General features: G+C 39.4%; 24 protein-coding genes, 1 pseudogene and 1 riboswitch. Of the genes and pseudogenes, 3 read left to right on the top strand and 22 right to left on the bottom strand.

Features of this window, described 5'->3' with window-relative positions; translation table 11 throughout:
* Positions 1-87 precede the first annotated feature (87 nt).
* From ADH81_RS06295 to ADH81_RS06210, 19 genes are all read right to left on the bottom strand, one after another.
* A complete protein-coding gene (locus ADH81_RS06295) occupies positions 88-1,023 on the bottom strand; it encodes a conjugal transfer protein (RefSeq protein WP_001224320.1) in 936 nt (311 codons plus the stop codon).
* Positions 1,020-2,021, bottom strand: a complete 1,002-nt coding sequence (locus ADH81_RS06290; protein WP_000769868.1) for a lysozyme family protein — start codon at positions 2,019-2,021, stop codon at positions 1,020-1,022. Before ADH81_RS06290 ends, ADH81_RS06295 begins: the two co-directional genes overlap by 4 nt.
* Positions 2,018-4,195, bottom strand: a complete 2,178-nt coding sequence (locus ADH81_RS06285; RefSeq protein ID WP_000804748.1) for a CD3337/EF1877 family mobilome membrane protein — start codon at positions 4,193-4,195, stop codon at positions 2,018-2,020. Before ADH81_RS06285 ends, ADH81_RS06290 begins: the two co-directional genes overlap by 4 nt.
* Before the next feature lie 2 nt (positions 4,196-4,197).
* Positions 4,198-6,645, bottom strand: a complete 2,448-nt coding sequence (locus tag ADH81_RS06280; protein ID WP_000331160.1) for an ATP-binding protein — start codon at positions 6,643-6,645, stop codon at positions 4,198-4,200.
* On the bottom strand, positions 6,629-7,021 hold the full coding sequence (locus ADH81_RS06275; RefSeq protein ID WP_000723888.1) for a conjugal transfer protein: 393 nt from the start codon (positions 7,019-7,021) through the stop codon (positions 6,629-6,631). Before ADH81_RS06275 ends, ADH81_RS06280 begins: the two co-directional genes overlap by 17 nt.
* Positions 7,022-7,109: 88 nt before the next feature.
* On the bottom strand, positions 7,110-7,607 hold the full coding sequence (locus tag ADH81_RS06270) for an antirestriction protein ArdA (protein ID WP_000342539.1): 498 nt from the start codon (positions 7,605-7,607) through the stop codon (positions 7,110-7,112).
* Between the two features lie 116 nt (positions 7,608-7,723).
* A complete protein-coding gene (locus ADH81_RS06265; RefSeq protein WP_001009056.1) occupies positions 7,724-7,945 on the bottom strand; it encodes a hypothetical protein in 222 nt (73 codons plus the stop codon).
* Positions 7,946-7,987: 42 nt separating this feature from the next.
* Positions 7,988-9,193 (bottom strand): MobT family relaxase, encoded by a 1,206-nt coding sequence (gene mobT, locus ADH81_RS06260; RefSeq protein WP_049527351.1) that lies wholly within the window; start codon positions 9,191-9,193, stop codon positions 7,988-7,990.
* 22 nt (positions 9,194-9,215) lie between these two features.
* Positions 9,216-9,368 carry a hypothetical protein gene (locus tag ADH81_RS10760; protein WP_000879507.1) on the bottom strand — a complete coding sequence of 51 codons (153 nt, stop codon included), beginning with the start codon at positions 9,366-9,368 and terminating at the stop codon, positions 9,216-9,218.
* Positions 9,369-9,370: 2 nt separating this feature from the next.
* Positions 9,371-10,756: an FtsK/SpoIIIE domain-containing protein gene (locus ADH81_RS06255; protein ID WP_000813488.1), complete on the bottom strand. Its 1,386-nt coding sequence runs from the start codon at positions 10,754-10,756 to the stop codon at positions 9,371-9,373.
* 28 nt (positions 10,757-10,784) lie between these two features.
* Entirely contained in the window at positions 10,785-11,171 is a 387-nt protein-coding gene (locus ADH81_RS06250; protein ID WP_000985015.1) for a YdcP family protein, read from the bottom strand.
* 15 nt (positions 11,172-11,186) lie between these two features.
* Positions 11,187-11,501 carry a YdcP family protein gene (locus ADH81_RS06245; protein WP_000420682.1) on the bottom strand — a complete coding sequence of 105 codons (315 nt, stop codon included), beginning with the start codon at positions 11,499-11,501 and terminating at the stop codon, positions 11,187-11,189.
* A 395-nt stretch (positions 11,502-11,896) separates the two neighbouring features.
* Positions 11,897-12,586, bottom strand: a complete 690-nt coding sequence (gene rplA, locus ADH81_RS06240; protein ID WP_001085672.1) for a 50S ribosomal protein L1 — start codon at positions 12,584-12,586, stop codon at positions 11,897-11,899.
* 96 nt (positions 12,587-12,682) lie between these two features.
* The gene (gene rplK / locus ADH81_RS06235; protein ID WP_001085808.1) at positions 12,683-13,108 is read right to left on the bottom strand and encodes a 50S ribosomal protein L11; all 426 of its coding nucleotides are present in this window, start codon (positions 13,106-13,108) and stop codon (positions 12,683-12,685) included.
* 193 nt (positions 13,109-13,301) lie between these two features.
* Positions 13,302-13,784, bottom strand: a complete 483-nt coding sequence (locus tag ADH81_RS06230) for a GNAT family N-acetyltransferase (protein ID WP_049527597.1) — start codon at positions 13,782-13,784, stop codon at positions 13,302-13,304.
* Positions 13,759-14,190, bottom strand: coding sequence for a ParB N-terminal domain-containing protein (locus ADH81_RS06225; RefSeq protein ID WP_049527349.1), 432 nt, complete (start codon positions 14,188-14,190; stop codon positions 13,759-13,761). Before ADH81_RS06225 ends, ADH81_RS06230 begins: the two co-directional genes overlap by 26 nt.
* Before the next feature lie 27 nt (positions 14,191-14,217).
* On the bottom strand, positions 14,218-14,868 hold the full coding sequence (locus ADH81_RS06220) for a phosphatase PAP2 family protein (RefSeq protein ID WP_049508945.1): 651 nt from the start codon (positions 14,866-14,868) through the stop codon (positions 14,218-14,220).
* Positions 14,858-15,421: an ECF transporter S component gene (locus tag ADH81_RS06215; protein ID WP_000185852.1), complete on the bottom strand. Its 564-nt coding sequence runs from the start codon at positions 15,419-15,421 to the stop codon at positions 14,858-14,860. The genes ADH81_RS06220 and ADH81_RS06215 overlap by 11 nt, the downstream gene beginning before the upstream one ends.
* A 158-nt stretch (positions 15,422-15,579) precedes the next feature.
* Positions 15,580-15,798: riboswitch (FMN riboswitch) on the bottom strand.
* Positions 15,799-15,846: 48 nt separating this feature from the next.
* Positions 15,847-16,350: a tRNA (cytidine(34)-2'-O)-methyltransferase gene (locus ADH81_RS06210; protein ID WP_049527346.1), complete on the bottom strand. Its 504-nt coding sequence runs from the start codon at positions 16,348-16,350 to the stop codon at positions 15,847-15,849.
* A gap of 393 nt (positions 16,351-16,743) precedes the next feature.
* On the opposite strand from ADH81_RS06210, the gene trkA reads away from it, so the two are divergent.
* The 3 genes from trkA to ADH81_RS06190 all read left to right on the top strand — a co-directional run bounded on the left by trkA (position 16,744) and on the right by ADH81_RS06190 (position 21,073).
* Complete coding sequence (gene trkA, locus ADH81_RS06205; protein WP_049527343.1) at positions 16,744-18,093, top strand: Trk system potassium transporter TrkA; 1,350 nt, start codon at positions 16,744-16,746, stop codon at positions 18,091-18,093.
* A 3-nt stretch (positions 18,094-18,096) separates the two neighbouring features.
* Positions 18,097-19,536, top strand: coding sequence for a TrkH family potassium uptake protein (locus tag ADH81_RS06200; RefSeq protein ID WP_049527342.1), 1,440 nt, complete (start codon positions 18,097-18,099; stop codon positions 19,534-19,536).
* 844 nt (positions 19,537-20,380) lie between these two features.
* A complete protein-coding gene (locus tag ADH81_RS06190; RefSeq protein ID WP_049527337.1) occupies positions 20,381-21,073 on the top strand; it encodes a CPBP family intramembrane glutamic endopeptidase in 693 nt (230 codons plus the stop codon).
* Positions 21,074-21,828: 755 nt separating this feature from the next.
* On the opposite strand, the gene ADH81_RS06185 is transcribed toward ADH81_RS06190, so the two are convergent.
* From ADH81_RS06185 to ADH81_RS06175, 3 genes and pseudogenes are all read right to left on the bottom strand, one after another.
* Positions 21,829-23,373 (bottom strand): peptide chain release factor 3, encoded by a 1,545-nt coding sequence (locus ADH81_RS06185; protein ID WP_049527335.1) that lies wholly within the window; start codon positions 23,371-23,373, stop codon positions 21,829-21,831.
* Positions 23,374-23,611: 238 nt separating this feature from the next.
* Positions 23,612-24,304 (bottom strand): TIGR02206 family membrane protein, encoded by a 693-nt coding sequence (locus ADH81_RS06180; RefSeq protein ID WP_000546389.1) that lies wholly within the window; start codon positions 24,302-24,304, stop codon positions 23,612-23,614.
* A gap of 34 nt (positions 24,305-24,338) precedes the next feature.
* Positions 24,339-24,881 (bottom strand): annotated as a pseudogene (locus tag ADH81_RS06175) (TIGR02206 family membrane protein); the annotation flags it as partial.

The raw sequence follows: 24,881 nt of genomic DNA, 5'->3' as shown, positions 1-24,881 counted from the left end.
TAAGAGCATATTTGTAAAGGAATCTCCAATTTTTTATCAAAGAGAGTACGTGATTACAAAATAGCTGTAATAATGTACCAATATTTGTTATTCTATAATCTTCCAATTACTCCCGTTCTTTTCAAGTACCAAATCAAATTGAGATACCTGCGTTGCTTTGGTCTGCTGGTCGATATACTCCACTGTCAGCGATACCGTGACTTGATTATCCTTACGATTGTGAATAGGATTTACCAGTTCTTGAAAGATGTACTCTTTTCCGATTGGTTTTAATATCCCGTCATTCACATAGTAGGAAAGTTCACTGGCTGTCGCTGTAGGATAGAGCTTGAAGAACGTCGTTAAAAACTCATTGATTTCATTGGTTGTAATGGAATCAACCGTCCCCTCACTTTCAATGGCTTTTGGTTTATAACTTGATTTCTTAGGTATGTTGGTAATGGTCGGATTCTTAACCAGTACCATATTTCCAGAACCATCTACATAGACACTCACTATATAAGCAGAGTGGACGGTCTTTGTATTTTCTCCCTCTGTAATGAGCTGGTCTACACTGTAGGTTACATTAAACTCATTGTCGCCAGTTGGCTCTACCGTCCATATCTGAAATCCTCTTACAGAAGACGATACAGGAATATCTTTGCGTACTGTATCAACATTGAGAGCTTGAAGTTCATCTGTCAGATAGCCTTTTAGACTTTCCATTCGATTATCAATGGACTTATCGGATTGCTCCCATGAATAGTAGACTTTCGCAAAGTTCTCTACAAAATTTTCTACATGATGAGTATCAACGTATTCCTTTTCTATGATAGTTGTTTCGTGAATAGTATGAGTATCTATAGCTGTAAAGTGCTTGAATATCGCAAAGCTGAAACTAAGCCCTAAAAGTACCCACAAGGCAATCACAACCTTTTTATGAGGATTGACCTTATAGTAGACACGAGGTTTCTTTTCCTTTGGTATCTGTTTTTCTTTATTCTGATTTTTTCTAAATTTCATCATTAAATCTTCCTTTCTCATTGTTTGATTCGTCCTGCTCCCACTAAATGCTGTTGCCAGTAGGGGCTTGTTAAGTCGGCATAACCGATTGGGTCGCCTGCATGAAACATACGGTTATTGCCAAGGTATATCCCAACATGAGTAATATAAGAGCCAGCGTTATAGGTAGAATGAAAGAAAACCAAATCGCCAGCTTGTGCTTCCGATAGTGGGATATGCTGGGTCACATCATATTGCTGTTGTGCGGTTCGTGGTAAGTTAATTCCAGCTTTTCCATACGTCCATTGTGTCAGTCCGCTACAATCAAAAGAAGTAGTCGGGGAAGCTCCACCGTAAACGTATCGCCAGCCCTCATATTTCAGTGCTTCGTCCATGATGGCTTGTACCGTATCATCATCAAACTCTGTTGTGACAAGATACTGCGTTACCAGTTGCACATAAAACATATTGCCATAGTTGTATCGCCAGCCCCCATTGATAGGTATGGCTATGGGATTGGGGTAAGACACTTTTTCGCCACCTGAATACTCTTTTGAGAAACTTTGAGCCAGTTCAAAGGTATATTTATTTCCACGATTAGCCACATACCCTAAGAAACCACCACCATAATTGTAGGACTGGATAACCGATTCTAAATCTACACTGAGCCTTTCGCTACTGGCTAATAATTCACTGAAATACTTCACACCTTGCTTAATGGATTCTTCTGTACTCAATGAATTAGGTGGAAGACCGAGGGATTCCGAGGACTGCATAACATCTTCCGCAGTACCGCCCGATTCCACCTGTATAATCGCAAGAAGTATGTTGACATATTCTTCAACGCCATATTCTTTGGCATATTTTTCTACCATAGGCTTATGAGCCAGCACTTCTGCGGAAACATTCACACCTCCATAATGAATATTGGAAATTCCGCTGTCCTGTTCATCTGAAAATAAAATGGCAACAAACAGAAGCAGTGAGAAGACCATCAAGAATAATCCAGAACCACCAATCACTAAAGTTTTCAACTTCATGGTTTCTTACCGACTTTCTTAATGGTGGCGGTTTTGATTGGTGGTCTACTTCTTGTATTTTGTAGTGGTACTCTTTGAACAGTAGACGGACGTTCTTTTGTGATTGGACGTTGTGAAGTTCTATCTGCTGTAGTGGTTGAAGTTGCTGGCTTTTGAACGGTTTTTTCTTGAACGGTATTGCCTTGGCGTTCCACTTTTGGACTTGAAAAATCGGACTTAACTGCTGGACGCTCTTGTTTGGCTTGTTGAGATTCCTTATATGAAGTCTGAATATTAGACTGTTTTGAGGTCTGTTCATCATGATATTGTTCTTGTCTTGTAGTCGGTCTTTCATGAACAGAAGAAGCAGGCTGTTTTTTCTGTTTGACCTGTTCCATTTCAGAGCGACGCTTCGCAATGGTTTTTCGCCTTTGTTCCTGCTGTTCCTTGCGTCCACTGGCTCTGTCCGCTTTGGTTTGAGAAATACTACTGGTTAAATCACGGACATTCTCTTTTACTTTGGATTTTCCTTGATATACTGCATATCTTGCATTGGTCGGCAAATCTTTAACCTGTTCTTTCAAACCACTAGCAGTGTCTACCATTCTGTCTTTGGTATCAGCTACTGTACCGATGGTTTGACCGATACGTTTTCCAAGTGTTGATTTTTCCTTTCCGTCTGGTCGGGAGTGATCTGCTTGTGTCCTTGCAGAACTCCCCGAACCCGACTGTCCTTTTTTACCTGTAACAATGGCAGACCCAGCCCCTAGAGTAGTCATGGAACGTCCAAGTTTCCGCTGTAGACGGTGCATGTGAGCGTGCATAAGCATACGAGGTTTTCTCATCACACGACTTCCCACACTTTGAGAATCGTTACTCTGTAGAGAAAACATACTCATTAAATCGCCCAGCTTGAAGTAGATTCCTGCAAAGGTCACAATCTGTAGAAAAGCAATCAAAAAGAACGGATAACCAGCCGATAAGGTATAGAGCATGGTTGAAATACTAAATGCTGTCGTAATAATCAATGTGATTCCAGCTCGTGTCAAAATGGTATTAAAGAGCTTTGTTATGGCTCGTTTTGACATACCATCAAATGATGGAATCATGCTTAAAATAAAGCTCACAGGCAGAAACATAGCATAGATGATAAAAAGTACCTGCGAGAAAATCATGATTCCTGTTAATAGGAATACAAATATGGAAATCCCAATATTGAAGACAAATAGGAAGAAGACTGTACCTAAACGGTTAATGGTCTTTGTAATGGTTAGATTGGTATTGCTTCTGTCTTCAATTTCTTCCGCAACAATTTTTTCTCTGTCTTCGCCATTGTTGGAATCTGGGCTGGTGGAGAGCAGGCTTTCCACACGGTCAATACCGATACTTTCAATGTCTGAACTGTTGTATTGAAGCAGTAGCCACGGTTGCTGAACCTGTATGGAAAACAGGCTATCTCTGATTAAGTCCACGCTGTCCTTGCCTTGACTATCGGAATGGGGCATGACAATCTTCGTGCCAAGTGATAAACTGGCATTACTGATGTCTGATGAAAAGTCATTGATTTTTTTAATGTAGTCGGGAGCGTAGGCAATAAAGGAAGCCGATAGGATAAACACCAGCACAAAATTCATAATGGCATGAATTGCCTTTGTGGTTTCTCTCTTTATCAGTCCCGTATAGGCAACATAAACCCCAAGAACCAAAATCAAGAGTAAGAGGAATCCAACATAGAAACCCTCTGTTGAAAATCCGTTTGCACTCACACCAGCTAAGGTCTGCATATTCTTACCAATGGAATCTGCTGTAGCGGAAATGAAGTCTAAGGAATAGGCTTCCTGTACTAAGTAACCTGTCGCATTGGAAACATACAAACTGATTGTCCAAATAAAATTGGTAATGGCATATAGTCCATACATGACCTGTTTTCCAATCCCGTCCGACCAGTTCCACGGAAGCCAGCCCCAGCTATTATCCACATAAAAATCCAGTTGATAGTTTTCAAGTGGGTATCGGCTGTATTCATTTGCCACATTGACCGTATCATCTACCAAGCCCGCAGCTTGAACCACCGTTCCCAGCATGGCTAAAAGAAAAATGGCAATCACAAGTGTGAAAGCCACTGTCATTGCCACTTTACCTAGACGTTTCAGCGTCCAGTTTGATTTTATTCTGTTTACTATTGATGGTTTCACATTTACACCTCTTTTCGCACAGGTGGTCTGGTATCAAAGGCATGGAGCAGTTCTTCAAATACAGGGTGGAACTGTATCACACCGACACGACCATATAAATCACTGATAAGGCATTGCCCGTTTTCCAAATCACGCAATCGCTTCTGATTGTTTTCGTCCTCTGGGTCTACACCAAAAAAGGCTAAGGTCTTTTTAATCTCGTTAAGGTCAGTGGAACGAAATGCAAATTTTAAGCCGAGGTTATTTTTCAGTTTTTCATCTAAGAGGTCGTCTGTATTTTGGGTCACGAAATATACCCCAGCGTTCATAGCACGACCAGCCCGAACCAGCTTCATAGATAGTGTTTTTCCTTGTGCTACCTGTAAAAAGCTCCATGCTTCGTCTAAATCTACAATCTTGAAAATGCTTCGGTCTGTATGGATAAAGTCTAAAGCAAAGGTACTAATGACAATCAGCATAGCAACGGATAAAAGCTCCATAGTGGTATATTCCTCAAAGGAAGTTTCCTTGTCGGGAAGTACCAAGTCCGCAACCTGTATAATGTTCAGTTGTTTTTCTAAGCTGATAGACTGCTCCACATAACCATTACTGAATAATAAATGTGCAAAGTCATAGTCTGTAAAACTTTCGATATGGTCGGCTATACTGGTACTTAGTGGCGTATTCTCAACCCGTAATTCCTCAATCACTTTCATCAACCCTCGTACTTCACTATTGGTTACTGCACGAATGGCTTTTCTAAGGATTGGGAAGCGTTCCCCATCACGAGAGGAAATCCCCGTAAGGAATGTCAGAATATCAATAGCCAGTGATTCAGAATCTTTGGGATTTTTCATAATCACATAAGGGTCAAGTAAGCCTTTGTTTTTCTCATCAGAAGTCAGAGTGACGATATTGATTTCATGGGAAATCTCTGGCAAGGTTTCTTTCCATCTGCCACGTTCTGCTTTTGGGTCTACAATCACTGCTTGTGCCCCATAAAGCACCGCATAATAGACGATAAGGTTATTCGCAAAGGATTTACCACCACCCAGCGAACCAACAAAAGCCGACGCTAACGCATTGGTTACTGAACCCTTAACCCCTTGACTGGCAAGAGCAGGTTTCAGATAGACATTGCGTCCAGTATCTAAGCTGTAGCCAACATAAATCCCCTCATTTTCCCCCAGCATTTGAGTAGCACCAAAACCTAAACCAGCGAGGAAATCAGAGGTCACGTATTGAATATAATCATTCATATAACGCTTGCTGGCAGGTAAAAATTCTTCATGTAAGCCGAGCATATCCCCAAATGGTCGTACCAGTTTTACGCTTAAATCGTCATAAAAATCTTTCACTTCATTACAACGACGTTTGAGTTCGTCAAGATCATTTGCTGATACCCTTACCACATAAGACAGCTTGTACATAGATTCCTTGCTTTGGTCTAAATTGGTTTCCAGCTCATTCACACTTTCCAGAGCTTCCGCCACATTGGAGCTGGTTTCATTATCACTTTGCCAAGCGTGGTTATCCAAGTCTTTCAGTTCTTTCTTTTTATTGCGGACAGTAGATAGGGCTTTACGATTCGCTACAATTTCCACATTCATTGACGTATCAATCGGGAATGTAAATTGCTGTTGCTGGTAGTAGAAGATTTCAGAGGACGGGAAGTCCAGTTCTCCGACAATGCTGTTAATGGTAAAGTAAGCTACATAGACGGTTTCATCTTCCTGCTGGATTTTCAAATATCGCTGTTTTTCTTCCACCAAACAGCGAGTAGGCTTAATCAAGTCATAGTATTTAATCAGCGTTTCATTATCCAGCTTTTTCTTTGATAGATGGTACTCATACTCTTCATAGGCAGTGCCTGTCTGTCCGTAAAGGTGTTCAATCAGATAGCCGAAGTCGTCCTTATCTAACCTGCGGATTTTGAAACGACGAGAGATTTTATTTTCTAAGAGCTTTTCCATCTTCTGAAAACGCAGGATTTCATCATTACTCATACTAACAAAATCGCCCATCAGCTTATGGTTCACATCATAGACAAAATCAGACAAAGCATTTTTTGCTTCAACGGTAAGACTTTTCATAGAAAACTCCTGATCGTTGAGAAGCAACTTAAAGCCGATAAAGAAACGGTAGTTCACTTGATTTTCGCCAATCATGGATATTAAAGCGTCTGTCTGTTGGTCGATTTTGTCATAGGCAACCGCTTTGAGCTTGCCAGTGACTTCATTTTTGGAACGCTCTTGTGCAGAACGTATGCTGGATTCTGTACTGATTTGTAAAGCATGAATTTTGCCATCACGATTTTGTGCGATAAGCTGTCTGAAAGAATCATGCACTTGTATTTTCTGTTCTGGACTTAGAAATGAGTAATTGTAAGGAACAAGCTCATAGTAAGCATAACATTCCCCGTCTTTATTCCAGACGAGATTGTTTTCAATGTATTTAATTGGATATGCCATAAAATTCACTCCTAACTGCTGTAATGGCTTCTTGTGGCTGGTTTCTGCCAAGCGTTACTTTTTTTCCTGCATAGGTCAGCTTTGGTCGCAGTGCATAAGCAATGACAGACTTCAAAAATCCATAAGGCTTTTTACCATCAAAAGTTTTTGTAGACATAAACCATGTGAAAGCCACAGGAATCCCAAAGTATTTGAGAAATGCTCCCTCTATCATGGAAAGAGGGGGCAAGTTGCCAAGTATCATCACTGCAAAGAGTGACACGACAAACCATGTCATTTGCGTAAAGGTTATGGGAAACGGAAGTCTAAAATCATTGATAGAATACAGTACCTTTTCCACAGACCAGATACTGGTATAGCTTCGTATTTTCTTCATGTAATCAATCCTTTCATAAAAAATAGGGGTAGCTGATTGAGCCACCCCGTAAAATAGAAAATCTGCCAGTAGTAATGTACCGACAGATTTAATAGACGATTTCAAAAATCCCATGATTGGTTGAGATAAACGTTCCTGAAAGGTCTAAATCCCGACCATAGGCTTGATAATCAATATAGTTTTGAAGACTAGCTGGTACTTCGCCTAAAGCACCCGTTTCTTCAATGTAGTAGCGTGCCACGTCATACATATCATCACAATCGGAATGAATGATAATATCCTCTTGATGTTCGCTTAGTTCTTCAATGCTTGAAAAATGAGTGAGCAGAGCAGATAGCTCCGATTGTAATTCTTCGGGTAATTCCGATACCATTTCCCATAGTCGATTGAGTTCGCCAATGGAAGTGTATTCGTCAACCGTAAAGGGTAACTCGTAGTCATGAATGGCGTATTCCTCATATTCATCATTCAAGCCGATTTTCTCTTTGACTTCCTCAAAGTCAATGGGAAAGGTAAACCACGCACCGACCAATTCGCCCTCATTGTATTTGCCTAAATTCGCAATATAGACTTGCATATCGTCCATATATTCACGTCCTTTCTTTGTAGAGATTCAAAAATCCCTACCGCACTTCGTTTGGTGTACCATTCCTTTGCGGAACATAAGAAAACCACTTATATTCCACAAAAGAACGGTTTTATTTAAGCACCAATAATGCGATTGAATAGCTCTAGTAAAATGTCTTTTACTCCAGCAGCGTTGAAGACTAAGCCAACCGCAATAATCGCAATAATTAAAAAGCCAATCAGTTTGCTAAACTCACGCTTGAAGCCAAGATACAAGCCAATCACAACGATTGCTAAAAGCACCAGTGATTGAGCGTTTGATAGAAACCAGTTATAAAGGTTTTGTCCAAAATTCATAAAAATGTTCTCCTCTCTATATTCAATGAATTTGTATTTGAGTTATTTTTTTGTTGTTATCACGTCCTGTTCTTTTACTGACTGTTGCTTCAAAATATGCTTGTGTCGGTCTGTCAGTTTCGCATGGTCGAGAATGTCTTTTACAACCTGCGTCTGGTTGATTTCATCAAGTTTAATCGCAACCTTTAAGGTCGGGGCAACTTGATGAGATAGCCAGTTCAGCGTCCTTTGGAAGGAGTAAGGCTCTGGTTTTGTGGTTAGTTTTAATCGTTCACGATTGTTCCCAATAAACCAAGCCCATTCTTCATTCAGTTTCCAATCAGAACGAGGTTTGGAATCGTCTTTATCTACAAAACGGATATACCGATTGATAATTTTAAAGGCGGTATGCTCTGGATTGTCATAGACGAGTAAATCACGGACTGCATAATAGGCACGCTCATTTTTCAATCGAATCTCAAAACGGTTTTTTACTTCTGCGTCTTCAATGGGAATATCATTTTTCTTGTACTGCTCGTAGTCCTTTTCATAGATACAGAAATAAACTTCACTTTGTAATGAACCGATATAGAGGGTGTTTCCCATACATTCCTTTTCCTCTTTGCGTACCAGTTCGCCACTGCGATAGCTTTTAAAACTGTGGAAGACGGAGATACATTCTTCCTGTTGGCACTTTTCAGTGAGTACAGGGATATTCAAAATCCCTGTCTTATCGTTAATGGCAAGGTCAAGGCGTTTCATCACACCGCCAGCCACCAAAACGTCCATAAAGAACTCATACCAGCTTCTTTGTTGTGCCAGAAGATAGCTTTCAAATTGTCTGCACCCACGACCTTTCAATTCCACCAGAACTCCTTTGTCCAGTTCATGGGAGCAAAGGACGAATATGTCGCCTAAAGCATAATGCTCTGAATAAGAATAGAAACCATAGTCCTCATGAAGAAAATAGGACAGTTTCAGTTGTAAGATGTTTTCGACCACCTGCTGTACGTCTGTTGTCGGAAAGCGAATCCTTACATAATCAAACAGCATTTCAAGGGGAGCGTCGGGATTGAAGCGTTCCAGAGCTTCCCAAAGGGACTGCTGTAAATCCTCTGATGGCTTGACTTTTCCTGTTTCAATATCGCTTAGATACTGCCTTGTAATACCAGTCGCAACAGCTAAACGGTTTTGAGATAGTCCATAAGCCAAGCGTTTTTCTTTTAAATGCTGTAACCAAGTTTGTTCATTCAGTAAAAATCCCTCCAATCAAAAAGGCGTATGTCAACTTTTAAAGCCCATTTGACATACGCTGAAATTTTGTAAATCCCTTGTAACCAAAGGATTTTCTAATGTTTTTTTGACTGTTTCCTGTCGATTTGTACCCCCCTGTTAGATACGGGGGGTTAAGTGCTGGCGTGGCTATTGCCACACCAGCCAGCAAGATCAGTCCACACCTGCGACTTCCGCTTCGCACGTCGCCTGCGTGGACTGTCTGCTGTTGGATAATTTTTTAATTTCCTCCAAGAAATCATATCCTTTTGGTACAAGGGGAGTATAAAACTCTGATATGACACTTGTTCCTACATCAACATAGCCACGACCTTTGATTCGCTTTAAGAAGAAATCCTTTTGTACGTCACTGCCAAACATCATGCCATAGCCCATTTCAGACATACGACCTAAAGCCACTCTGAAATTAAACTGATCACGGATTCCGTCGCCTAAATATTTTGCGTCTGGACGTTGACAAGCCAGTATTAGAAAGAAGCCAGCTTGACGACCTAACATGACAATCTGTTTCAGCTTATTCATAACTGCGGTGTTTTCTTTTGTTCCCAGCATTTCCATGAAAGCGACGTATTCATCAAAGATTAAGAAGTGTGCCGGGAGACCTAAGTAAGCATAATTTTTGCCAGTCTTATAGTTCTTCATCTGCTTCATTTCCTCACTACGTTTCATCATTTCTTCATAGAATGTTTCAATGCAAGAAAGCAAGTCTTCTTTTCTATAGTAGACATTTGCCATCACAGAACCTAAGTCCGCAAGGTCAGCATTTTTCGGGTCAAGAATATACAGTTTTGAATCTGTATGAAGCAAGGCTTCAATCAGTGTCAGTATAAAGTAAGTTTTACCGCCACCTGTACCACCAGCAATCAACATATGAGGGAGCTTATCATATTCCCACCATACGTTTTTCATTAAGCGAAGTTTACCATCTTTAGCTTCTACTTCATCAATAGAAATACGACTGGCTATGGTGTCATAGAGCAAAGTATATTCCACATAGGAATCCTTTAACTCTTTATCCGTCAGCTCACAGTACAAGCCACTCTCTAATTTCTTTTCCAAGTGTAAGAGTTGGTCTTGATATTTTCCCAGCGTGATTTCCACCCGTATCTGTATCAAGCCATTTTTAAGTCGATAATACATTTTAGGGAAGTAGGTTATCTTTTCCTTTGTACGACCAGCACTATCTTTAAAGAAACCCTCTGTTTTGACCTGTTCAGATTCATACCACTTGTTTTCAAGTATCATCTTTGCCAGTTTTTGACGGTGGTAAAGTTGTTTAACCGTATCATAGCGAACCCGTTTGAATACAAACGCTACCAGCAAGCAGATAAGAATTGCGACACTGAAACTGATAATTAAATAGGGAATGTCAATCTTATCTGCTTGTGATAGGTTAAAATCCTGCCAGTTGATCTGCTGGATTGTCTTCACATGAAACAGTCCGACAACCAGCAGGAAAACAGGCAGGAGTGACGCTATCGTAAAATGAAAGACTAAATCTTTACCAGATGGGCGAATCCTTTTACCACGCTGTTTCATGCGAAAAAGTCTCCTTTCTACCTAGCGACTATTTGTCTTGTGTCGGTTCTTTCTTTGCTTGTGGTTGAGCTTTGAATGAACTAGAATCCTTTGTCAGCACAATATCGTCTGCCTTGATATACCAGTCAACATCTGCTCCTTGATAGGTGGCAGTAGCAACGGTGTCCGCAATGGGATTGATAAGTTCCACCCGTGCGTTATAATCAAACTCTTTCAAAGGCACGCTGGCAGGAATACTTACTTGAATCATGCGTCCTTGTCCTTTGGATTTTAAGTCATAGGTACGTTCCTTGATTTCATCTGAAACCGACCCGTCTTCATTTTGGATTCTCACTTCACGACGTAGAGCAGAGAATTTCAATTCTCCAAAAGTCGTGTCTTTATCTAATACAATGCCATTTGCTAATCTCATCATTTTTCCTCTCTTTCTTTATTCTTTTATCATGTCGTCAGCATGTAAAAGGTAATTTGTAAAACCACGAGTGCCGATTTTGTAGCCCTCTGCGGTAATACGTGGATTGACTAACTTCACACGTTCCTCAAAGCCGAAATGTTTTTCGCCAGCTTCAGCAGGAAGCACCACCACAATATCATCTGCTCTTTGAACATCAGAATAGAGATTATAGCTTCTTGATAAGACAGTTAGCCGTCCGTTGATTCTTCGCTGAACGACTTTATCCTCGCCAGCAAATTCTAAATTGCCGAATGTTTTTTCCATGTTGGGAATCACAAATTTAAGTTCCATATTTTTACCTATCCTTTCTTTTTTATTGGCTGAATGAATGTTTGATGGTCTTAAAGAGTGGGGAACGACCTTTTGATTCTTGATTTTTTGTTTTCATAAGTTCACTTCCTTTCAAAATCGGGTAAAAAAAATAGACACCTCATTTTTTGAAGTGTCTACCTATTAAATATTCAAATTTTATTGGAAGTATCTTTATATCTTCACTTTTCAAGGATAAATCGTCGTATCAAAGCTCATTCATAAGTAGTAAATTAGTAGTAAATTGAGTGGTTTTGACCTTGATAAAGTGTGATAAGTCCAGTTTTTATGCGGATAACTAGATTTTTATGCTATTTTTATTTGAAAAAAGGTTGAGACAAACTTGTCTTCAACCTTTCATGTTAAATTATTACTAATTAAAGTGAGTTAACGTCAACCTTGATACCAACACCTTGAGTAGTTGTGATTGTCAAGCTTGTTACGTAAGTTCCTTTAGCAGTAGCTGGTTTAGCTTTTTGGATTGTTTCGTTGAATGCTTTGAAGTTTTCAACCAACTTGTCAGCTTCAAATGAAACTTTACCGATGATCGCTTGTACGATACCTGCACGGTCTGCACGGTAAGTGATTTTACCACCTTTAGACTCTTCAACTGCTTTAGCAACATCCATTGTTACAGTACCAGTTTTAGGGTTTGGCATCAAGTTACGTGGTCCAAGGACACGTCCAAGGCGTCCAACAAGAGCCATCATGTCAGGTGTAGCGATAACTACGTCGAAGTCCAACCAACCGTCGTTGATTTTAGCAACAAGGTCGTCTTCACCAACAAAGTCTGCACCAGCAGCTTTAGCTTCTTCAGCTTTTGCACCACGTGCAAATACAAGAACGCGAGCTGTTTTACCAGTACCGTTTGGCAATACCATTGCTCCACGGATTTGTTGGTCAGCTTTTTTAACGTCGATGTTCAAGTTGTAAGCAACTTCTACAGTTGCGTCAAATTTTGCGAAGTTAGTTTCTTTTGCAAGAGCTACAGCTTCTTCTACGCTGTATGCTTTTGTGCTGTCGATCTTCTCAAGAGCAGCACGAAGTTGTTTGCTTTTTTTAGCCATTTTCTATTCTCCTTGTAAGTGGTTCAATCGATTTTCATCTCCCACGTCACTTCTCGAAATGATGAAGTCTTGCGGGTTATATAGGGATGTTATTGATTAGTCAACAACAGTGAATCCCATAGAACGAGCAGTACCTTCGATCATACGCATTGCAGACTCAATGTTTGCAGCGTTCAAATCTGGCATCTTAGTTTCTGCAATTTCTTGTACTTGCGCACGAGTAACTGTAGCAACTTTAGTTTTGTTAGGTGTACCTGATCCTTTTTCAACACCTGCAGCTTTTTTCAAAAGAACAGCAGCTGGTGGTGTTTTTGTAACGAAAGTAAATGATTTGTCTTCGTATACTGAGATAACAACTGGAATGATCATACCAGCTTGGTCAGCAGTACGAGCGTTGAACTCTTTTGTGAATCCCATGATGTTGATACCAGCTTGACCAAGAGCAGGTCCAACCGGTGGAGCTGGTGTAGCTTTACCAGCAGGGATTTGCAATTTTACAAGTTTTTCGACTTTTTTAGCCATTTTTAAATCCTCCTTTGTGGTTTTGGCGGTAATTTAGAGATTTTTACCTCCCACAAGTATGCTTTACACATACCCATCTATTATACACTATTTTTTAAAAAATGCAAGAGAAATTTTTATTTTTGATATTTCTTTCTGTTACAATTTTTTGGTGAAATCAATCTTCAGAATCTTCTACCACGATGGAAAGAATTCATTCGCTCAAAGTCAGTACAAAACTCACTCCATTTTCAGTAGTACCACTTTCCACAAATCCAAGAGACTCAAAACATCTTCTAGAGATACGATTAAAAGTGTAGATTTCTTGAACTTTCAATTGTTTCCAACCCTTTTGCCGAGCTAGATCAATCAAAGCCTTCAAAACCTTGCGTCCAAGTCCCTGATGTTGATAAGTTGGATTGCCAATCACAATAGGAAGATTCTCCTGAGATAAGGTGACATCCCCAATTGGAAGCCACTCTCCCTTTTCTCGAAACTCAATCCAGAACAAATCCCCGTGTCTTTCTAAATAGGAATACATGGCATTTAATTTTTCCGGACTATAAGGTATTCTAATACCGTCTACAAGTTCCACCAAATCCACATCTTGATACCAGGCCAAAGCTGCATCATGATGATCCGCTAAAAAATAGGGAACTAGACGCAAGGAATCATCTATCTGAATGATTTTTGTCATGATTTTTGTCATCATTTTCTAATCCTAATACTAGCTCCGCTGCTTGATTAAAACCATCACACCAGTTATACCATTTTGCTTCATACTCATCTTGAGGTAAGATATGATCTTTTAAATCCAGAACAGAGTATATCTTTCTTTTCTCACAAGCTTGCGCATAGAGATGATAGAGTTCATCACCTCCATCTCTATCCCACTCAGCAGAAATCGTATTCTGGCCTATCAATAAAGCCTGATAAGCCCTGTGATGCCCATCTGTAATCAACAAATAATCTCCAAATGCAAGAACACTAATTGGATTAATATTGTGCTTTTCTACCGATTGATAAAGCATCTGGATATCTTGTAATTTCTTTTCTGATAAATATAGTTGACTCGGATGAAGATCTTTTATGTTGACTTCCATTTCTTCCTCCTCAAGAAGGGTCAATGCCTACTTCTGCTTTCCTTTGAAGCGCCATTGAAAACGCAGTTTATCATAGAAAGGAAACTCCATAAACAAAACTCCTAGGCCTACACAAAGGCTGGCAATCACATCTGATGGGTAGTGAACTCCCAGATAAATTCTTGATACCAATACACTGACGATGTATAAACTTAGCAAGATTTGAACGATTTTTCTCCAGACTGTATTCTTAATCCTTTGGCTCAAAATCACAATCAAAGTTCCAACCATAATCGTTACTGCCAGAGAATGTCCGCTTGGAAAAGAAAAACCTTTTTCTTCTACCAAGTGTAGAATTTCTGGTCGTGGTCTTTGGTAGATATTTTTAAAAGTTACGATTAAGATTCCAGCTAAAGTCAAATTCCCCAGCATGAGATAACTTTCCATCTTCCATTGCTTTCGATAAAATATAAAAGCTACAATTAAAACCCAGCTAATAATGACTGGGATGTCAATTAAGTGCGTAATTGCCCGAAAAAGAAGCGTTAAGGTCTCAGGTAAATCACCTCTAATGGCAGTCTGAATCGGCTGATCAAAACTGACCAGCATTTCTGGATAAAATTTGACAATATAGCCAATAATCATAAAAAGTAAAAGGGCAAAAGAGCCCTTCATCATAAATGTTTGTTTATCTTTCATAGTATTTTAAAGTTGGTTTCAAAAGGACAAACAACAACCAGAAAGAGATGGCAAATATAATACCTTCAATCAGATTAAAAGGCAAGACCATAGTCATCAGGTAGTTGCTCAATCCTAAGATTTTCTCAATATCAAAATTAGCAAACTTAGCGTACAAAGGAACAGCATAAACATAGTTTAGAACTAGCATAGCTAGAGTCAAACCAAGCGTACCAGCTAGTGAAGCTAGGACGAAACGCATGGTTGTTCGCTCTTTTTTCCAAATCAAACCAAAAGCAAGTACAAAGACTCCCAAGGCAACAATATTCATCGGTAAACCAATATAGGTACTAACCCCTTGATTGTTCAGAAGGATTTTCAACAAGGACCGAAGGAAAAGCACTCCAAAAGCTGCTGGTAAATCCAAGACCACCAAGCCCACAAGGACCGGTAAAATACTGAACTCAATCCTCAAGAAGGATGCCGCTGGCAAAAGCGGAAAGTCAAAGTACATCAACACAAATGAAAGTGCTGATAAAATTGCAATGGTCGAAAGTCGACGTGTGTTTGTCATAACAGGTTCCTCCAATTTTCTATAAAATCAGAAGAAGTTGGAAAGGATTCCTCTATCTATCCTTTATTTTTATATTCCAAAAGTTCCCCCTCACTCTTTTTTTAGCAAGCGGTTGCAATTTACCTATAAAAAATTAATTAGAATAGACAAAGCCATTCTTTCGTCTTCTCCCATCCAGACTATACTGTCGGTTGTGGAATCTCACCACATCAGCTTGCGCTCGCGGACTTATTTGGCTAAGATATTTTAGATTTATCTAGGCGTCGTAGTCGAAGATAATACTTAAAGTATATCGAGACAAGACAACGACGAGAAAGCTAAAATAGCTAGTCAAATTTACCGCCGGTCGGGAATTTCACCCTGCCCTGAAGACCCCTTTATGATAACAAAAAAAGCTTGCAAGCGCAAGCATTTTATCTAAGTGTTTATTTCAACTTATCTGTTTCGTAAGTGTGAACCAGTTCGAGACCCGCAAAGTTTTGTTGACGAAGTGCTTCATAGACAATCATACAAACTGTATTTGAAACATTGAGACTACGAACATGCTCATCATTCATGGGAATGCGGAGAGCTTTTTCTGGATGCTCACGCATAAATTCCTCAGGCAAACCCTTATCTTCTCTCCCAAAAAGAAAATAATGATCTCCTTCTGTCGTGAAATCTGCATCTGAATAGACTCTTTCTGCAAACTTGGAAATCAAGTAGAGCTGACCATCCATTTTTTCCATAAAATCAGCCAAACTCTCATAAAAATGAATCTCAAGCTTGTCCCAATAATCTAGACCTGCCCGCTTCATCTTACGGTCATCGATAGGAAAGCCCATCGGTTTAATAATATGAAGGGGCGCATTCGTTGCTGCGCAGGTACGAGCAATATTACCCGTATTTTGTGGAATTTGGGGTTCAAATAATACAATGTGATTTGCCATGCCTTGTTTCCTCTCACTAGTGCAAAAAAATAGCCACACTGCCCGGAGTCTAGCTCAGCAAACAGCGTGGTTAAGGCATCGTTAACTTACCTCACAACAGGTTTGAAGTAAATCAGCGAAACTACTGTTTTAGTATATCACTTTCAGCTTGATTGTCAATAGAAATGACTTGATTTTTTCAATTTTTTTACAAACATATTTACACTAGTTAAAAATACTTCTGTATTCATTAGATTTACACGAAAATAGCTGATTTATATCTTAAATTTTTAATAAGGAAGATTATCAATAGGACAATTTCCCACCCTGATAATGAAAAGAGTCAGTTGCCGAGTGCATTTTATTCTAAAAAAGAGTATGATAGATACATATTGAAAAAGTAGGTTGTATAACATGAAGATTATTCTTGTCGGAGGGGGAAAAGTTGGTTCTGCCCTTTGTCGTTCACTTGTCGCTGACAATCATGATGTTGTCTTAATTGAACAGAACGAAACAGTTCTTAATTACATGACAAGCCGTTTTGATATTATTGGAATTGCAGGTAATGGGGCTGACTTTGCTATGCTAGAAGCAGCCAATGTTCAAGACTGCGATATTTTCATTGCTATGACTCAATATGACGAGGTCAATATGGTCTCTGCTGTCTTAGCTAAAAAGATGGGGGCTAAAGAAACCATCGTCCGTGTCCGCAATCCTGAGTATTCCAACCCTTACTTTAAAGAAAAAAATATTCTCGGATTTTCTCTCATTGTCAATCCAGAACTCCTAGCGGCTCGTGCTATTGCTAACATCATCGACTTCCCAAACGCTCTTTCTGTTGAGCGTTTTGTAGGTGGTTTGGTTAGTTTGATGGAATTTGTTGTCCGTAAGGATAGCAATATCTGTCAGATGTCTATCGCAGACTTCCGGAAAAAGTTTGGCAATGTGATTGTCTGTGCTATTGAGCGCGATCATAAACTCATGATCCCTAGTGGCGACCTTATTTTAGAAGATAAAGACCGTATCTTTGTAACAGGTCATCGTGTCGATATGATGCTTTTTCATAACTATGTCAAATCTCGTGTCGTTAAGAGTTTACTCATTATCGGAGCCGGAAAAATCGCCTACTACCTTGTTGGTATTTTGAAAGATAGCCGTATTGATACCAAGGTCATTGAACTCAATCCAGATCGCGCAGCATTTTTCAGTCAAAAATATCCAAAACTCTATATTGTACAAGGGGATGGAACTGCAAAAGATATTCTCCTAGAAGAAAGTGCCCAACACTACGATGCGGTCGCAACCCTTACTGGAGTTGACGAAGAAAACATTATTACATCTATGTTCTTGGATAGTGTGGGTGTTCAGAAAAACATCACTAAGGTCAATCGAACTAGTCTCCTAGAGATTATCCATGCACCTGAGTTTTCTAGTATCATCACACCAAAAACTATCGCTGTTGATACGATTATGCACTTTATCCATGGTCGTGCCAATGCCCAATATTCAGATCTTCAAGCGATGCACCACCTAGCAAATGGACAGGTTGAAACTCTTCAATTCCTTATCAAGGAAGCTAACAAGATGACTGGTAAACCTTTATCTCAATTGAAACTCAAAAAAGATATTTTAATTGCTGCTATTATTCGCAATGGAAAAACAATCTTCCCCACAGGTGAAGATAGCCTTCAAGTCGGTGATAAGTTAGTTGTCATCACACTACTATCAAATATCACCAAGATCTATGATCTGTTAGAGAGGTAAGCTATGAATAGAAGTATGGTACGATTTCTTCTTGCAAAGCTACTCTTGATCGAGGCTGGTCTACTCTTAGTTCCAGTTAGCATTGCTCTTTATTATCGAGAATCGAGTCAAGTTTTTACAGCTCTTTTCTCTACCATCGGAATCCTTGTTGTTCTAGGTCTTCTGGGAATTATCAGTAAGCCTAAAAAACAGCGAATCTATGCAAAAGAAGGGGTCTTAATTGTGGCTCTCTGTTGGATTCTCTGGTCATTCTTTGGTGCCCTTCCCTTTGTCTTTTCAGGACAAATTCCCAATATGATAGACGCCTTCTTTGAGATTAGTTCTGGCTTCACAACAACGGGAGCAACTATTTTAAATGATGTTTCTGTCTTAAGCCGTTCCCTTCTATTTTGGAGGAGTTTTACTCACCTTATCGGAGGGATGGGGGTGCTGGTTTTTGCCCTAGCTATCATGGATAATGCTAAAAACAGTCACTTAGAGGTTATGAAGGCTGAGGTTCCAGGACCAGTATTTGGCAAGGTTGTATCTAAACTAAAAAATACAGCCCAAATCCTCTATATCCTCTACCTGGCTATGTTCGCCCTTTTTGTGGTTATTTATTACCTTGCTGGAATGCCTCTCTACGATAGTTTTGTTATCGCTATGGGTACTGCTGGTACTGGTGGCTTTACTGTTTATAATGATGGAATTGCCCACTATCATAGTTCTCTCATTACCTATCTGACAAGTATCGGGGTTTTGATGTTTGGTGTCAATTTCAACCTCTACTACTACCTCATGCTCCGTCGTATCAAGGAATTCTTTTTTGATGAAGAACTCCGAGCCTATCTCTTGATTGTAGCCATATCAACTGGCTTAATCACGCTAAACACACTTCACCTCTACAGCGGAGTTTCACAAAGCTTTGAGATGGCCTTCTTCCAAGTATCTAACATCATTACCACTACCGGTTTTGGATATGGGGATATCACGAACTGGCCTTTGTTTTCTCAATACATCTTGCTAATGCTGATGGCAATCGGTGGTTCTGCTGGCTCCACTGCAGGTGGTCTCAAGGTTATTCGCGGAGTCATCCTATCTAAAATTGCTAAAAATCAAGTCTTGTCTACCATATCACCTCACCGTGTGTTAACCCTTCAGGTTAATCAAACGGTTATTGATAAGGATACTCAGCACAAGATTCTGAAGTACTTTGTGGTTTATATCATGATTCTACTCAGTTTGATTTTCATCGTCAGTTTAGATACCAATAATTTAATGGTTGTCGCGAGTGCTGTTTTCAGTTGCTTTAACAATATCGGTCCTATTTTAGGAACAACTGCAAGTTTCTCAATTTTTAGTCCATTTTCAAAACTTCTACTATCATTTGCAATGATTGCAGGACGTCTTGAAATCTATCCAATCATACTGCTCTTTATGAAGCGCACTTGGTCTAAACGTTAGATCACCTATCTCCTCTCTTCAAGGAACCCTTGAAGGGGGATTTTTTAGTTTCAAAAGACAAGACAGCCCTAAAAATCGACAATTGGGAATTTAAGGACTTTTCTCTCCTATCTTTTAGCTATAATAAGAAAAAAATATAGGGGATACTTTATGGAAAAAGTCATAAAATCAATTCGACTACTCTTGTTCTTTGCCTTAATCCAACTGGCACTTTGTAGTTGTATCTTTTGGTCTGGAACCTCTCTGGCCCTCAAACAATCCTGTTTTTATTTTCTACTGGCTTTATTGGGCTTATCTGGGTCTTGTGCCTTTATGCATTATTTATCTAGTCACAACTTAAAAAGAGATAGACTGATTGACAGGAGTCGCTTTATCTTTTTATTTTATAGTATGATGATTGTGGTCAACCTCTGCGGGGTTGGGCTGGTTCTATCAGAGACTATCGTTACTGTCAACTTACTTCAAAAAGAAGCCGTGGAACTCATCCTACCCTCCTTCTTTTTTCTCTTTGGAGTTGATCTCGTTACCTTTCTCCCCTTGAAAAAATGGAGAAGGTTACAAAAAAATTCCAGTAGCAAGGAAGTGAGATTTTCCATCATCATCATTTTCATTTTAATCTTCCTACGTAATCCAATCACCATTTTATCAATTGCTTTTTATATTGGTCTTGGTGCTCTATTTCTCAGTTTTTTATTCCCAAAAAATTTGAGACAGGAGGTATCATTCTACAGTCATTTGATTCGGGATATTCTATTTGTCGTCTGTACGTTCCTCTTATGGTAACAAATAGAATCCTTGCAATAATTATGTTATAATTAATAAAAATTTTTTAGGAGATACATCAATGAACTTTTTTAAAGATTTTCGTAAGCGACTCGCGTGGTTTGGGATTTTGTTAGTAGCTATCTTTCTATCTCAGACTCCTATGCTAACTCTAGCTATACTAACTAAAATTCAGTTTAATCCAATTTGGTCAACAATTCTTGTGTCCCTTATTTCGATTCTTGTACTTGCTATCTTTTTATACGGAGCCCATAAGAGCAAGTTGCTGGATTTAAAATCTAAACTTTTTACCGTTAACGATGTTCCTCGAATTGTCTTTAGCTACCTAGCTATTTATGTTGGAAATCTTGTAGGTGGAATCTGGTTACAACTCATGAAGCAAACAACAACTTCTAATCAACAAGTAATTAACAACCTTATTTCTGAAAGTTCTCTGATTAGCAGTTTCTTCCTCATCGTTTTAATCGCACCTATTTGTGAAGAAATCATCTGTCGCGGGATTATTCCTACCAAACTCTTCCAAGGCTATGAAAAGTTTGGATATATTATTGGTTGGCTAATCTTCCTCCTTGCACATACGCCTTCTAATCTCCCTTCCTTCTTGATTTATGGTTGGATGTCTACTGTCCTCACTTGGACTGCTTATCGTACTAGACGTTTGGAAATGTCTATCTCGGTCCATATGCTACTTAATAGTATCAGCTTCATCTTACTGGCACTCTTTACAATTTTTATGAAAAATTTCGGTATCTAATACCCAACTATCCATTTCCTTAGACTAGAATGTTTCGTTCCAGTCTAAGGGATTTTTTTTGTTTCAAGAAACTTTTCACCTCAGAAAATCCACCTTTTTCTACAATCTCAATATTTTTTTAAAAAATTTTAAAAATATTTTTATGCATAAATTTTATAGAATGTAAAAATGGATATCTATACTGAATCTATTTACCGATTAGAGACCTAAAAGACCTCCTAAACTCCGTCCAACACCAAAGCGGAGTTTTAGGGAAATTTTGAATAGCAAGCTACAAGAAAAGCCAAGAAAAATATCTTCTTGGCTTTTTTACAATAGATTTAAGGTAAGTGACCACCTAAGGTACTCATTTCCCGCTACAACACGCAATTAGTATGGCAATAGCAGGCAGCTAGACTACTTTCTAACGGTTACCAATTATTAGATTACGACACTGAGTTTTACGAATCGATAATATTCGTAAAACTTTACTAGTGGAGCGCCTAGCCAAGTCCCATAGAAACTTGGCGTTAGTTACTTAGATTGTTATACAACCACATAAATTTACTGAACTACGACACGGAGTTTGGCAAATCGATTTAATTTGCCAAAAGAAGTTAGTAAGGCTGTCGGCTAGTTCACTTCCTTTCTGTTACGACGGCAAAACCCACAAATCGATTCCATTTGTAAAACGTAGTTAGTGAGGCAGTTAGGCAAGTCTAATAGGACTTGCCGTAGTCTACTTAGATTGCTTGCAATCAAGTAGGCTTACTGAATCACATCTTCTCTTCTAACTCTACATCCGGATACTTGTCCGCAAACCAGCGGAGGGCAAAGTCGTTTTCAAAGAGGAAGACAGGTTGGTCAAAGCGATCCTTCGCCAAGATATTTCGACTTGAAGACATGCGCTCATCTAAGTCTTCTGGTTTGATCCAGCGAACGGTCTTTTTACCCATTGGGCTCATAACCACTTCTGCATTGTACTCATTTTCCATACGGTGTTTGAAGACTTCAAACTGCAATTGACCAACGGCCCCAAGCATGTATTCACCCGTTTGGTAGTTTGTATAAAGCTGAATAGCTCCTTCTTGAACCAATTGCTCAATCCCTTTGTGGAAGGATTTTTGCTTCATAACGTTCTTAGCAGAAACTTTCATGAAGATTTCAGGGGTAAAGGTTGGCAGTGGTTCAAATTCAAATTTGTTTTTCCCAACTGTCAAAGTATCTCCCACCTGATAAGTACCAGTATCGTAAACCCCGATAATATCTCCTGCTACGGCATTGGTGACATTCTCACGACTTTCTGCCATAAACTGGGTAACATTTGATAGTTTAGCACTCTTACCAGTACGAGAAAGATTAACACTCATACCACGCTCGAATTCACCCGATACGATACGGACAAAGGCGATACGGTCACGGTGACGAGGGTCCATGTTGGCTTGAATTTTAAAGACAAATCCTGAGAAGTCTTTGTCATAAGGATCAACAATTTCTCCGTCTGTTTTCTTGTGTCCATGAGGTTCTGGAGCAAACTTGAGGAAGGTTTCAAGGAAGGTCTGTACTCCAAAGTTAGTAAGTGCTGAACCGAAGAATACCGGAGTCAATTCACCCGCAAGGATGGCTTCTTCTGAGAATTCATTTCCAGCTTCTTGCAAGAGCTCGATGTCATCCTTGACTTGCTCGTAGAATGGGTTGCTAGCAAATAGCTTGTCCCCATCTTCCAGACTAGCAAAGCGTTCATCCCCTTTGTAAAGTTCCAAGCGTTGGTTATAGAGGTCATACAAGCCTTCAAAGGCTTTCCCCATCCCGATTGGCCAGTTCATCGGGTAGCTAGCTATGCCCAAGACTTCTTCTAGTTCTTGCAAGAGATCTAGTGGTTCACGACCGTCACGGTCCAGCTTGTTCATAAAGGTAAAGACTGGAATGCCACGGTGTTTAACAACCTCAAATAACTTTTTGGTTTGGGCCTCGATACCCTTGGCAGAGTCCACAACCATGACAGCCGCATCCACCGCCATCAATGTACGATAGGTATCTTCTGAGAAATCCTCGTGCCCTGGAGTGTCGAGGATATTGACACGCTTACCATCGTAGTCAAATTGCATCACAGATGACGTTACCGAAATCCCACGTTGTTTCTCGATATCCATCCAGTCAGACTTGGCAAAGTTTCCTGTTTTCTTCCCTTTTACAGTACCTGCCTCACGAATCTCTCCCCCAAAATAGAGCAATTGCTCAGTGATGGTTGTTTTCCCCGCGTCCGGGTGAGAGATGATGGCAAAGGTACGGCGTTTTTTAATTTCTTCTTGAATGTTCATAAGTTCTCTTTCTTTCTACTTTTTTAATAATTTCAATTTATAAGCATTCTTTGTTACATCGGACTCTAAAATTCCTTTCAACACTCCATTATATCGGATTTTAGAGAGTTTTTCAATTGCTTACACAAGAAAAAGCAGGTCTCTATAGTAGACTTGCTTTTAAATAACAGATATTGCAATTTGTATTTTGTGATTGGTCGACTCAAATTCTATATCTTCTTTTAGCTTACAATCTAAATCATGAAAGAGTTGATTCTAGTGCCATTTTCTTTTGCCAGCGTTTCTTAAACAAAATATCAAAGAGCACCAAGGCTGAAGAAAGAATGATTGAAACCAGAAGATACTTGATCCAAATAGGAGCATCTGGGATAAAAGGCGTAGTATTCAAAAGCCCGTAATTCCCACCTGTCACTTGATTGACTCCAACTAGGAAAAGATTAAGAATAAAAGTGTAGGCGATAATGCGATACTTTTTAAGCAGAGTCTTATCGTAGTGATTCATGAGATAGACAAGTGAATTTACCAGGAGAGCATAATGTCCAATCAGGAATGAAAAACTAGTAATATGCGGAAAGTCATATGGATCAAAAACCGGATAACCCAAGGCAAATACTGCTCCACTAGCTCCCATAAGGGCAAAATACTGTTTGGTTTTCCATTTGTCTGGCAAGAATACTACTGCAAACATGGCCAAGCGGCAATGGTAAAGAGGCAGACTATTTGAAAATGGAATGCTAAAACCTATATACCAAGCGTAAAGAGCTAGCAGTTGCGCAATTTGAATCCACTTAAACAATCGAACAAATTTGGGATTTTTGTAGTAAGTAAGAGAAGCATAAATAGACAAGGCAAGAAGGCCTATCATGACACCGTACCAAAAAATGGGAATAGGAGGCGGTGTGGTTTGGGTTCTTGTAATAAAATGATGCATAAAATCTCCTTAAAACAATAAATTCAGTTGTTCGCTAACTATTCTGATGTTTGTATTTAACAAATTGATTGATGAGGACGAGAATCCCTGTCATCAGACTGGTTACTATCAAATAATTAACCAAGGCGCTATGATCCCCAATCACAGGGGGATTACTCAAAAAGCCATAATTCCCTCCTGTCAAGAGGTTGGCTAGAAAGATAATTGCATTGACACCAAAGGTCATCTGACATATTTTCCAAGCATCTCCTTTTTCAACTTTATAATATCTAATAAGATAAATCAAGCAGTTAGCCAAGAGGGCTCAGTGTCCGAAAACATTGTTGACCGAGGAAACATGAGGGAAAGGAAACGGATAAAAAACTGGATAAACTAAAGCCATAATAGAACCAAATACTCCAACCAAGGCAAAGTATTGTTTGAAAAAGGTCTTATTAGGGGCAAAAAGAATCATCCACATAGCCATGCGACTATGGTAAAAAGGGAGAGCCTCAGACAGGGGCAGGCGCACAGCAATATACCAAGCGTTGATAATCAGTAATTGAATCAATTGACCCCAATACCAAAAATCTCGATA

It is taken from the genome of Streptococcus pseudopneumoniae, assembly GCF_001072925.1.
Lineage (GTDB): Bacteria > Bacillota > Bacilli > Lactobacillales > Streptococcaceae > Streptococcus > Streptococcus pseudopneumoniae_Q.
Note: the sequence above shows the minus strand (reverse complement) of the source record. Positions and strands in the feature narration are given on the sequence as shown.